9 protein-coding genes are annotated in these 12921 nt (G+C 40.4%); 4 read left to right on the top strand and 5 right to left on the bottom strand.

Annotated elements, in window-relative coordinates; genetic code table 11:
* Positions 1-269: 269 nt before the first annotated feature.
* Positions 270-1127, bottom strand: a complete 858-nt coding sequence (locus tag ACFI34_RS17865) for a tetratricopeptide repeat protein (RefSeq protein ID WP_462674460.1) — start codon at positions 1125-1127, stop codon at positions 270-272.
* Positions 1128-1239: 112 nt separating this feature from the next.
* Here ACFI34_RS17865 and ACFI34_RS17860 point away from each other — a divergent pair, with 112 nt between their 5' ends.
* The gene (locus tag ACFI34_RS17860; protein ID WP_462674459.1) at positions 1240-2553 is read left to right on the top strand and encodes a M20 metallopeptidase family protein; all 1314 of its coding nucleotides are present in this window, start codon (positions 1240-1242) and stop codon (positions 2551-2553) included.
* Positions 2554-2575: 22 nt separating this feature from the next.
* Here the strand turns inward: ACFI34_RS17860 and ACFI34_RS17855 are convergent, their stop codons facing one another.
* The 3 genes from ACFI34_RS17855 to pomA form a co-directional block, all read right to left on the bottom strand.
* Positions 2576-4516 (bottom strand): DNA topoisomerase III, encoded by a 1941-nt coding sequence (locus ACFI34_RS17855; protein ID WP_462674458.1) that lies wholly within the window; start codon positions 4514-4516, stop codon positions 2576-2578.
* Between the two features lie 159 nt (positions 4517-4675).
* Positions 4676-5596, bottom strand: coding sequence for a flagellar motor protein MotB (locus ACFI34_RS17850; RefSeq protein ID WP_006794258.1), 921 nt, complete (start codon positions 5594-5596; stop codon positions 4676-4678).
* A gap of 2 nt (positions 5597-5598) precedes the next feature.
* Positions 5599-6366 carry a flagellar motor protein PomA gene (pomA, locus tag ACFI34_RS17845; RefSeq protein WP_008132143.1) on the bottom strand — a complete coding sequence of 256 codons (768 nt, stop codon included), beginning with the start codon at positions 6364-6366 and terminating at the stop codon, positions 5599-5601.
* A 294-nt stretch (positions 6367-6660) separates the two neighbouring features.
* Between pomA and ACFI34_RS17840 the strand changes: the two genes are divergently transcribed.
* The 3 genes from ACFI34_RS17840 to dxs all read left to right on the top strand — a co-directional run bounded on the left by ACFI34_RS17840 (position 6661) and on the right by dxs (position 9760).
* Positions 6661-6903 carry an exodeoxyribonuclease VII small subunit gene (locus ACFI34_RS17840; protein ID WP_462674457.1) on the top strand — a complete coding sequence of 81 codons (243 nt, stop codon included), beginning with the start codon at positions 6661-6663 and terminating at the stop codon, positions 6901-6903.
* 2 nt (positions 6904-6905) lie between these two features.
* A complete protein-coding gene (gene ispA / locus ACFI34_RS17835) occupies positions 6906-7793 on the top strand; it encodes a (2E,6E)-farnesyl diphosphate synthase (RefSeq protein ID WP_006794261.1) in 888 nt (295 codons plus the stop codon).
* A 101-nt stretch (positions 7794-7894) separates the two neighbouring features.
* Complete coding sequence (gene dxs / locus ACFI34_RS17830) at positions 7895-9760, top strand: 1-deoxy-D-xylulose-5-phosphate synthase (RefSeq protein ID WP_462674456.1); 1866 nt, start codon at positions 7895-7897, stop codon at positions 9758-9760.
* A gap of 63 nt (positions 9761-9823) precedes the next feature.
* Here the strand turns inward: dxs and ACFI34_RS17825 are convergent, their stop codons facing one another.
* Positions 9824-12910, bottom strand: coding sequence for a diguanylate cyclase domain-containing protein (locus tag ACFI34_RS17825; RefSeq protein WP_462674455.1), 3087 nt, complete (start codon positions 12908-12910; stop codon positions 9824-9826).
* Positions 12911-12921 lie beyond the last annotated feature (11 nt).

The raw sequence follows: 12921 nt of genomic DNA, 5'->3' as shown, positions 1-12921 counted from the left end.
CTTGCCTGCAGCTTAAGCGTTGCCTGCTCTGCCGTCTCAGTGGGGTCGCATTATAGGGAGCCGCGAATTTAACGCAAGCCTTTTTTAGCTAAAAAAGCGATTTAAATTGCACCCAAAGCAAGCGCACACCCTAAACACAAGTTACTCACAAAACCCTGTGTATAACTTTACTTTTTAAGCTTATCTTCTCAGCTTCAACATTTAATAGTCATCAATAAAAAGCACCTTTAATAAAGGTGCTTTTATTTAGCCGAACTTATAGTCAGCTTTTAATATAAAATACTGTATAGCTTTCTACGATATTTAGCTGCGAGCGCATCGCCATCTGGTAGAGAAGCTATTATAGCTAAAAAGCTTGGTTTAGCTTCGTTATAGTTAAGGTCCTTTTGTAGTACTTTGAATAGCACTTCTAAAGCCTCTTCTTTTCTTCCTGCTTCGTTTAGTAAAGCACTGAGCTCTTCTTTAAGTTCTAAATCGTTCGGATACTTATCTACTTGCTCTTGCTTTTGTTGTATCTCTGGAGAATCTTTTGCATCTAAAGCAGCTTCGCATTTTGCTTTAATGTTATTGAAGTACGCATCTTGATCTTGCGAGTCAATCGTTTCTATTAATGCTTGAGCTTCATCTAATTTGTGAATTTGAATACAAATATCTGCAAGCACTAATTTAATACGTACATTAGTATTATCTATTTCGTATGCTTGCTTTGCATAATTAAACGCTGCATTGAGGTCTGACTTAAGTAGCGCCTGCTTAGCTTGTTCTAATAGCAGATCCTGTTGAGCAGGTAAGTGCTTAGATAGGGCTTCCCGTATTTGTGACTCAGTTTGAGTACCTGCAAGCAAATCGACAGGGGCTGAGTCTTTTAATAGCACAAGCGTAGGCAGCGTTTGTAAGCCAACCTGTTGTGCTAATTGTGAAGCTAGTGCTTGCTCAACATCACAATCTAAATTCGCTATTACTATATGGCTTGTATATTCAGCCGCTATTTTATCTAAAATTGCAGCCTGCCCAATACAGTCAGGACTTTGAGGTGAGAAAAAGTTAAGTAATACTAATTTTTGTTGTGATGTTTCCCCAAGGACCTGCTGAAGGTTTTGTGCATTAATACTTACTATATTACTCATTGAATTGATTGCCATACTTATCTATTTAGGGTTTTATATGGTGATTAACATAATAAATACAAGTCGTATAACTAAATCACTCGGCATACATAATCAATTAATGAGGCAAATCATGAAACTATCTTACCTTAGCGCTGCATTTTTATTTGCAGCTCCGCTTTTGCAAGCTAAAGGACTTGACCTAGACCTAAACAAAACAATGCCTAGTATTGAAAAGTTTTACCTCGATTTACATCAATCGCCAGAACTTTCATACAGCGAAAAAAATACAGGTAAAAAAATAGCTAACAAGCTTAATATGCTTGGATTTGAGGTTACAGAAAATGTAGGTGGGTATGGTGTTGTTGGTATTTTTAAAAATGGCAATGGCCCAACAGTTATGATACGCACAGATACGGACGGCTTACCTATCACCGAGCAAACAGGTAAACCCTACGCTTCAACTGTAAAAGTTATTGACGAGCATGGTGCAAAAGTTGGTGTTATGCATGGCTGTGGCCATGATATTCATATGAGCTCATTTATAGGCACTGCCGAGCAACTCATTACTCATAAAAATAAATGGAAAGGTACATTAATGATGGTTGCACAACCTGCAGAAGAGGTTGGAGGTGGAGCTAAAGCGATGCTAAATGAAGGGTTATTTAGTAAATACGCAAAGCCCGACCACGTTATTGCATTGCATGTTAGTGCCAGTGTACCTGCGGGTAAAGTAACTATGAAAAATGAATATACCATGGCAAGTGTGGATTCTGTTGATATTAATATAAAAGGTAAAGGCGGCCATGGCGCGTACCCTCATACCACTATTGACCCGGTAGTTATTGCTGCGCGCACAGTACTTGCTTTGCAAACGATTACAAGTCGCGAACTTTCACCTTTAGAACCATCTGTTATAACAGTCGGTTCTATACATGGCGGCTCTAAACATAATGTTATTTCTGATGAAGTGAAACTGCAACTTACACTGCGTAGTTACAACCCAGATGTACGCAATGCGCAAATTGCTGCAATAAAACGCATAACCGCAGGTATTGCGCAAAGCGCAGGGCTTGATGAAAGTGATTACCCTGTTGTTATAGTTCATGAGGATGAATCAATTCCATCTACTTATAATAATCCTTCGCAAACTAATATAGTACGAAGTGCTATTAAAAATGCGATAGGCGATACAAACGTACTTGAAACCCAAGCCGTAATGGCAGGTGAAGACTTTGGTCTTTATGGCCGAACCGACGAAAATATCCCAATTACATTATTTTGGTTAGGCGGTGTTAATCAACAGCAATACGCAAAAGCAATAAAAAACAACGAAACACTCCCTTCATTGCACTCAAGTAAATTTGCACCAGATTATAAAGTAGCTTTACCTACTGGTATAAAAGCCATGAGTAATGCGGCAGTTGCATTATTTAATACAAAATAAATCCCACTTAAGGGCTCAGCCATTAAACTGTTGTTGAGCTCTTTTTATAATTAGATTTTTTAAATGGTGCTTTTTTACTGCGCATGCCAAAACGCTTTTTAGGCGGTGTTTGGGGCAGTTTTGAAAATACATGGCTATCGCAATTAGCTGCTTGCATTACAAAGCCTTCAAGCTCCACCAGCAGCGGTTGTAAAAATTGTTGGTAGCTCATTGCTTGTTGAGCAATACTGCCTAAACTCGCCTCCCACTTTGCTGTTAAGTCAGGACTTGCTAAACCTTCAGGCAAAACACTAATTAATGCAAGACCTGTTTCAGTAGCTTTAATTATTTTGCCTTCACGCTTTAAAAAACGCCGTTTAAATAACAACTCTATAATGCCTGCACGAGTAGCCTCTGTACCTAAACCATCAGTATCTTTTAATATTTTTTTGATATGTGGATCTTTTACATAACGGCTAATCCCCGTCATAGCACCTAGTAAAGTTGCATCAGTAAAATGAGCGGGAGGTGAAGTATGCTTTTCTACTACATTACCTTGTGTACATAGCAGGTCCATCCCTTTTTCAAGGTAAGGTAAAGTAGCCTCTTCTTTTAATTCTGATTTACCCATTAATACCTTAAACCCCAAACTGACTTCTTGTTTAGCGTTGGCTTTAAATAACCCACCAGCAATTGTCACCTCTGCTTTAGTTTCGTTATAAATATAGTCTGGGTAAAACTGAATCAAATAATGTCTACAAATAAGCTGATACACTTTTGCTTCATCCTTGGCTAAGCTAGCTGACTTTAATTGCTTTGCCGTAGGTACTATAGCGTGATGCGCAGCTACTTTTGAGTCATTAAAGCACTTACTGCGCTGCTTATCATTTGCACCATTTACTAACTCCACTTTTTGACCGTCATTAGTTGCAATTGCTTTTAAAATTGAAGGTGCATCTAAATGATGTTCTTTAGGCAAATATCGATTATCTGAGCGAGGATAAGTAATTAATTTATGGCGCTCATAAAGTGTTTGGCAAATATCAAGCACCTGTTGGGCAGCCATACCAAATGCCTTTGCTGCATCTATTTGCAGTGCTGATAGATTATAAGGTAGAGGTGCACTTTGCTTTTTTTGTTTTTGTTCAAGCGATGTCACCTCTCCTGTTTGATTAGTTATACGCGAAGCCACGTTTTCGGCCAATGCTTTATTTAGCACTCGCCCCTCTTCATCTTGATAAGGTTCGCAAGCTTTACTCGGTACCCATTTTGCTTTAAATACCTGCTTCTCAGGAGTAACTAAACTAGCTAGCACCTCATAAAATGGTTTTGATATAAAATTAGCTATCTCAGTGTCACGATTTACCACTAAACCCAAAATTGGCGTTTGTACGCGCCCAACTGAGAGTACATTACCAAACCCTGCTTTTTGTCCCGCTAAAGTATAAGCCCGAGTGAGGTTCATACCAAAAAGCCAATCAGCTCGAGAACGTGCAAGTGCTGATACACTTAGTGGAATAAATTCCCGATTAGAGTGCATACTACCAAGCGCTTTTTTAACTGCAGCTAAGTTTAAATCGCTTATAAGTAGACGCTGAATACCTTGCTTTTTAGCTTTGCTTATTTTGGCTTGTTCTATCACTTCATCTACAAGTAACTGCCCTTCACGGTCGGGATCGCCAGCATGAACTAACGTTGATGCCTGTTTAATTAGTTTTTTTAAAATAGTTAATTGCTTACGAGTTTTAGGTTTAGCTTTTAACCGCCATTGCTCAGGTACTATAGGGAGATGTTCTAATTGCCATTTTTTATAGCGTGTATCGTAATCATCTGGTTCAGCTTGTTCTAACAAATGGCCAATACACCACGAGACACAATCACCATTGGCGACTTCAATGTAACCGTCGTGTTTTTTATGTGGTTTTGGGAGCGCATCTGCAATTGCACGTCCAAGTGATGGTTTTTCTGCGATGTAGAGTTTCATGCGCTAGCCTACAACTGGTTATATAAACAGTAGTTTAGCATAACTATTTTAAAGAGGGGGAGTTTTTGATTTATTGTCGGTTCAATAGATAGATACTGGTAATAATTTGTAAAACTCAAAGCTGGGCTACTAATTAAGCCCAGCTTTATAATTTGAGCATTACCTCACATCAATAGGGTCAGACTCTTTTGCCTTACCTTGTAATATAGATATTTCAACTCGGCGATTCCGGCGTCGGTCTTCATTTGTCTCGTTAGGCACAAGCGGCCGAGTTTCAGCTCGCCCTACAACCATCATTCGTGTTTTATCAAACCCTTGAACTGTTTGCAATTCGCTAGCAACAGCCACTGCACGCTTAGACGACAAATCCCAGTTATTTACATATAACTCATTTGATACCTGAAAATCATCTGTATGCCCTGATACTGTAATTTCACCTGGTACGTCTTTTAAAAGTTCGCCAATGTCTTGAATAATCGGTTTAAACTTAGGTTGTAAAAAAGCACTGCCCGAAGGAAACGAGCCATTTTCTCTAATACGAATAATAATTTGCTGACCTAATGATTCAAGTTCTATGGCACCATCTATTATTTGCCTTTCTAACTGCTGCGCTATTTTTTTAACTAGCTCATTTGTTTGCTCTTGATCTGCAGCGGATATTGCTTGTTCTGATGACTGCTCTTGTGAGGTGCTTCTAGATTCACCGCCACGTTTATCGCCTCGCTGTTCTTGCCTGCCGCCCGCTGAACTTTCATCACCAGCCTGAAACTCTAGCATTTGCTGGGTCATTTCAACGGTTTGCTGTTGAATAGTTTCAATAGGTGTAGGTTCTGGCTTACCTGGGGTAAATTCCATAGCGATAACCGATGTCCCTTTTGGGATATCTTTAACCTCAATTTTATTTTGCACACCAAAAGCAAACTTCATAGAACCTGCAATTTGTTTAAATTTAAGTACATCCATTTCTGAGAATGCCAATAAGAGTACAAAAAAGCACATCAATAGCGACATTAAATCAGCAAATGTACCCATCCAAGCAGGCAAACCGGGGGGCGGGCATTTGCACTCTTCATCAGACATGGTTACTCCTCGGTATCAACTTTACGTTTAGACTCAGCCAAGTAATTTTTCAAAATACCTTCAATAACTTTGGGGTTTTGACCATCTTGAATTCCTAAAATAGCATCAAGAATCAAACGCTGATTCATCGCTTCTTCGTCTTTACGCAGCTCGAGTTTTACCTGAATTGGAATTGCTACTACATTCGCCAAAAATGCCCCATACAGGGTGGTCAATAGTGCCACGGCCATTGCAGGTCCGATCGCTTTGGGGTCGTCCATGTTTGATAACATGGCAACGAGGCCTATCAATGTACCAATCATTCCCATTGCGGGAGCTATGTCGGCAAGTGCTTTAAATAAGCCAGCACCTAGTTCATGACGGGTGGTGGTTAGAGAAATATCTTTTTGAAGTGTAGCGCGCACAACATCTGCGTCATGACCGTCAACAAGCATGTCAACGCCTTTACGCATAAATGGGTTTGGGATTTCTGCTTCTTCGAGTGCTAAAAAGCCACCTTTACGAGCAGAATCCGCAAGCTCTACTGCTTTTTCTATTAACTCTTCAGGCGACTCAATTTTAAACATGAATGCCTTACCAACTACCTTACCTATCCCTAAAAACTGAGACATAGTGAAGTTTGATAAAACAATAAACAGCGAGCCACCAAATACAATTACACTTGAAGGCGCATCGGCAAACATGCCCATTTCACCGCTACTACTCATAAACATAGACATGACAATTAAGCCTATTGCGCCTAGGATCCCTATTATGGTTGCTAAATCCACATTTCCTCCAGAGATTTCATGTTTAAATGCCTTATCATAAACTTTTTATTATTAACTGCTTATCGGCAACATACTGAATTGCTTAAGTCATTTTTGTAAATAAACATAAAAGTTATATTTATTATTTTATATCAAGTTAGACGCTCTGCCTAATTATCGAGTTTTCCTGACTAATTACACTGATTGACACGCGATTAATCGTGCTAAATGTAAAAAACTCATATCATCCTTTGACCTAGTTTAGCATTCCCCCTAAAATTGGCTCCTAAATTTATCATGCAAGCTGAAATAAAGATGGCGACTAAAAAACCTGAAAACTTAAGTTTCGAAAAAGCACTAGAAGAATTATCAACAATTGTTAGTGAAATGGAACAAGGTGATTTATCGCTTGAACAATCATTAAAGCAGTTCGAGCGTGGTATTGCACTCGCTGGTGCGTCATCTGAAAAATTACAGCAAGCAGAACAAAAAGTATCTATCCTAATGGGCAGTGGCGAAAAGTCAGCACTTACAAACTTTAATAATGATATGGAATAGTTGTGAGCATAAAAGACTATATTGAACGTGCTCAAATAGATGTAGCTACTACACTCAATAGCTACTTTGAACAACCGCTCGATAGTGATAAAACAATAAAAGAAGCCACTCATTACAGTTTATTTAATGGTGGAAAAAGGCTACGCCCTTTTTTGGTGTACGCTGTTGGTGAAATGCTAGGCGCTAAAAAAAGTGACTTAGACGTTTTGGCTGCAGCCATAGAATGCATTCATAGTTATTCATTAGTACATGACGACCTACCAGCTATGGATGATGATGATTTACGCCGCGGCTACCCCACTTGTCATATTGTATATGGTGAAGCGCAAGCCATTTTAGCGGGTGATGCATTACAAACTCTCGCCTTTGAACTTATAGCCACACATAACTTTAATTGCTCAGCCCAATCACAAGTAAAAATGATTGCTGCACTTGCACATGCATCAGGTATTGAAGGGATGGTGGCAGGACAAGGTTTAGACATTGCCGCAACTGACAAAGTTGTTTCTGTACAAGAGCTTGAGCGCATCCATAAGTTAAAAACCGGTGCACTAATTAACTGTGCGATAACACTAGGTGCACTGTGCAGTGAAAAAGCAGATGAACAAACTTTAGAAAACTTAAGCGTTTTTGGGTATGCTATAGGGCTGGCATTTCAAGTACACGACGATATTTTAGACGTGGAAGGCGACACCTTTATACTAGGTAAACCACAAGGCTCAGATATAGAAGCGAATAAAGCGACATACCCGGCGTTATTAGGTATGCTAGGCGCTAAAGAAAAGGCGCAAAATTTAATAACACAAGCCCACGAAGCGTTAGCACTTATTGATGCAGATACCACGCTTCTTGCGTCGCTGGCAAATTACCTTATTGAACGTGACCACTAGTCACAGTTTAAGCGTATTGCAAATAGCACTGACATTATTACTTAACATTCGTTGTTCACTCCCATTTGAAAGCGAATGTGATCGAAGGATATAAAAAAGCCATGACACTTGATAGTAGCAAGTATCCATTACTTAACTTGGTTGACAAACCAGCTCAATTACGAGACTTAGCGCAAGATAAACTTCCCGAGTTTAGCAATGAACTACGAGAGTATTTACTTAACTCTGTATCGCAAAGTAGCGGTCATTTAGCGTCTGGTTTAGGCACAGTTGAGCTTACAGTTGCACTTCATTATGTATATAACACACCAGAAGATCGTGTAGTGTGGGATGTTGGGCATCAAGCCTACCCGCATAAAATCTTAACGGGTCGCCGCGACCAAATGCATACTATTCGCCAAAAGGATGGTCTGCACCCATTCCCATTTAGGGATGAAAGTGACTACGACACATTCAGTGTTGGCCATTCTAGCACCTCAATTTCTGCAGCTTTGGGCATGTCAATTGCAGCGCAAAAAGAAGGCGCAGGACGTAAAACGGTTGCAGTTATTGGTGATGGCGCTATTACTGCGGGTATGGCATTTGAGGCGATGAACCATTTAGGCGATGTAAAATCAGACATGCTTATTATTCTAAATGATAACGAAATGTCGATTTCAGAAAACGTTGGCGCATTAACCAACCACTTTGCGCGTATTCTATCTGGTAGCTTTTACACCAACATTCGCGAAGGAAGTAAAAAGTTACTGTCTGGCGTACCGCCTGTTAAAGAACTTGCCAGCAGAATGGAAGAACATCTTAAAGGCATGGTTATCCCTGGTACGTTTTTTGAAGAACTTGGCTTAAATTATATTGGCCCAATTGATGGGCACGATGTAAACATGCTGGTTGATACATTACGTAATATGCGTAATTTAAAAGGTCCACAACTTCTTCATATAAAAACGCAAAAAGGCAAGGGTTACAAGCCAGCTGAAGCCGACCCTATTGGTTACCACGGCGTCCCTAAGTTTGATCCAAACACATCTAGCTTGCCTAAATCAAAACCGGGCGCCCCTACTTTTTCAAAAGTATTTGGCGACTGGCTATGCGACATGGCGCAGCAAGATGATAAGTTAATGGCTATCACTCCTGCCATGCGTGAAGGCTCGGGCATGGTGCGCTTTTCAAAAGAACATGCTGATAAATATTTTGACGTCGCAATTGCTGAACAACATGCAGTAACTCTAGCCGCAGGTTTTGCATGTGAAGGCTTAAAGCCTGTTGTTGCTATCTATTCAAGCTTTTTACAACGCGCGTACGATCAATTAATTCACGATGTTGCACTGCAAAACTTACCCGTATTATTTGCCATAGACCGAGCAGGTATTGTGGGTGCCGATGGCGAAACACACCAAGGCGCATACGATCTCAGCTTTATGCGTTGTATTCCTAATATGGTTATTATGGCACCTAGCGATACTAATGAATGCCGCCAAATGTTGTACACCGGTTACAAAGCTAATTGCCCGGTTGCTATTCGTTACCCTCGCGGAAGCGCTGGTACGGCAGATATTCAGAGCGATATGCAACTTTTCGAAATTGGTAAAGCAAATACAGTAAAAGAAGGTTCAAAGATTGCCATTTTGTCATTTGGTACATTGCTTGAAAACGCACAACTTGCTGCAACTGAACTTAATGCAACACTTGTTAACATGCGCTTTATAAAGCCACTTGATACCTCTCTGCTAAACGACATTATTAAAAATCACGATGTTATAGTTACCCTCGAAGATAACGCCATTGCCGGAGGTGCAGGCTCTGCGGTTAACGAATACTTAGCTAGCCAACAGGCCAATGTTAAAATACTTAACCTAGGTATTCCTGATGAGTTTATTAAGCACGGCACGCAAGACGAAATGCACGATGAAATGGGCTTAGGCGAGCAAGGTATCCTTAGCGCTATTGAATCCTTTATGCTTAAGTAATCTTGCGCTATATAAAAAGAGGCCAACAACTGGCCTCTTTTTATACCTATTTACCTTTCCTGCTTAACGCATCCACACTTTTATATCAGCCAAACCATTTCGCTGTAACATACTTAGCTGCTGCTCTACGTTAGAATTCTGCTCAAACTCAAATGCATCTAGCTGCTCGTCAAAAGTAATGTGGGCTACGCCATCACCGCCGCGTTTTTTAACTTGATGAAGTGAAATATCAGCTAAATTAATAGAGGTTTCCCAACCAATTACCTGTCCACCAAGTAAAGGTAATGGGTAGAAAGACCAACCAATTGAGGCTGTTATATTTGTCATATTACCGTTAGGTAGTTGGAATGAATACTCTGCAATCGCTTTGCAAAGTTCTGACGCGTAACTATCTATTTTATTGCATTTAAAGTCGCGTAATAGCAGTAAAAACTCATCACCACTCCAGCGCGCTACATAATCAGAACCTTGGGTACGCGAGTTTAGTAAAGCTGCCATTTGCTGTAAGCAGCTATCACCAGCAATTGGACCAAATGCATCATTTATACGGCTAAAGTTGTCAAAATTAATTATTACAAGCACCAGTGATTTACCCTGTGCCTGTAATGATTGCGAATTACGTTGAAAGTGTTCTATGTCTTTTGGTAGCTGATCAAACAAAAAGCGACGGCTACGCAAGCCTGTTAGCTCATCTGAGTGACTAACTAGCTTCAGCTGTGAATTAACTTGCCCTAATTTATCATTTGCTTGGCGCAGCTCTAAAGTCCGCTCTGTAATTAAACCTTCAAGCACCTTTTGTTTTCTGCGCTCTTGCGCCTTGAGCACCCAGAATACTAAATAAAGGAGTAAAATAAAGCCACTTGTGATCAGCAACCTAAAATAAATTGTTTCATCAAAACGCTCAGGCACTATAAAGCCATACTCTACATCTTGTGCCTTTGACCAATCTTCACCTTGGCGTTTTGCCTCTAACTGAAATAGGAATGCCCCTGCAGGTAAGTTAGTATAAATAGCCTCACGACGAGTATTTGCATAACGCCAATCAGTATCTAAGCCACTTAGTTTATATCTAAACTCAATACTATTTGGCGCGTAATAATCAATAGCAGTATAGGTAAGTGTTATATCTCGTTCGTCGGTTTCAAGTGTTGGCTTATTACCCAATACTGCTGTTGTGAGGCTTCGCTCAGGTGTGTTAATTGTTTCAATGGTCGGCTTTAACGACAGTACACCGAACAACTCTACGTTTTTAGGTATTTCAACAACACCTTGCAGACTTGGGTACCACATTGAGTTACCCATACTGACTACCGCATCATGACCCAATCCACTACAACATTGGTTTGCTTTACCATCAAGCTGTCGGTCGAATGACGAAATCACCTCTTCTACTTTTAAACTTTGAATATCTGTTTTAAACTGCCCTGCTGGCATTCTGTAAACCCCTTTCATGGTGCTTACCCAAACATTATTTAATTTTTCGTCGTATTCTAAGCTAAATATCGAGCCATACGGCAAGCCATTTGCCGCATCAAGCTGTCGCCATTGCCCTTGCGCGCTGCGGTAAAACAATCCATCATTAAGCGAACCAATTAAAATACCCACGCCATCAATATGCAAAACACTGGTGATATATGCACTTTCAAGCGAGGTTTGATCCCCTACTTTTTCAATACCGCGGTCAGTAAAATAATAAGCGCCTTTACTCGTCCCAATAACACCAAAGTTTTCTTTGTCCAACACGTAAGTTATAAATTTACTGCCTAAAAACGCGTTGTAAGCAAAAGGAGTTAAACCTGCAAAATTAAGCCTATATAAACCTCGGCCTGTGCCTATCCAAAACCCGCCTTTACTTGAACGACTAATTGCAAACACCGGGTTATCACGCAGTGCACGCCCAGGCACACTAAAGAGTTTATCGTCTTCGTATACGAACAACCCTCGCCCTGTGGCGATGTATACGCGCTCTCCATCAAACTGTAAATCGTGTACTGAGGCACGCCCATACTGACTACTTGGAATTAAGTTAATATAGCTTTTATTCAAGTCAAAATAACCAACACCACTTTTATTAGCGACCCATAATTTACCATCTGGAGCTTGGCTCAGCGCCATAACAGCTTCGGTCATTTTTGAAACTGCCGCGTGTCTTTCGACTCGGCCTTCGTGAGCAAGCCACAACCCTTCACTGAAGCTTGCTAACCAAATATTATTTTTATCATCTCTAAAAATATCAGCAAACCAAATACTTTGATCTAGCTGGCTCGGTTCAACCCATTGCCATTGGCTGGATTTATCTCTGAATAACAAACGCCCATAAGTCGAAATCCATAAACCACCATCGCTGTCACTCATAAATTTATACACAGCAGAGTTATTTGCATTGGGTAATGGAAAGGGCCTTAACTCGTCGTCTAAATCTAAAAAGTAAGCACCTAGCTCCGAAGCTAAATATAAATTCCCATTTAAAAATGCAAGATCATGAACGATAGTTTGAGCTAAACGCTCGGGTAACGATATTTTAGCAGTAAGCTCTAAACGCAGTTTGGCAAAATCGGAGGAGTTTTTAGTTAAGCGTAACAAGTGACGATCGTTTACAAGCCAAATACCTTCTGGCGAAAGCGCCATTTGACTCACTGAACCCACTATTTGAGTTATAACGGTTGCATTAGCCGTTGGTAAAATAGCTTTAGATTGACCGCGTAAGTTAACTTGACCACGACCAACGTAATATAACCCGTTTGCGGCTATCCAAGTGCCCCCTTTGGAGTCTTCAAGAATATCCCTTACAGGGCCTTTAATGTTAAATGCCTGCGCTGAAAAAGTAGCTGGGTTTATTACAACTAACCCACTTTTGGTGCCCACCCACAGTAATCCGTTCGAATCGATTAAAAGCTTATTAATGCCATTACTCGGTAAAAAAGCGCTATTTTGGGTATTGTAGTTTGTAAACGTAGTGCCATCAAAGCGGCTCAAACCAAACTGTGTGCCTAGCCAAATGTAGCCTTGCTGATCTTGCACTACGCTTTTTAGCGATTGCGATGGCAAACCATCTTTAATATTCCATTGTTTAACAACATAGTCCGTAATCGAAGCCCCACTTGGCATTGCGCACAACATAAGTACACACACCAGTAAAAATCGCATCATACGCTGCCACC

The sequence above is a fragment of the Pseudoalteromonas sp. PSi26 genome, from assembly GCF_054960575.1.
Note: the sequence above shows the minus strand (reverse complement) of the source record. Positions and strands in the feature narration are given on the sequence as shown.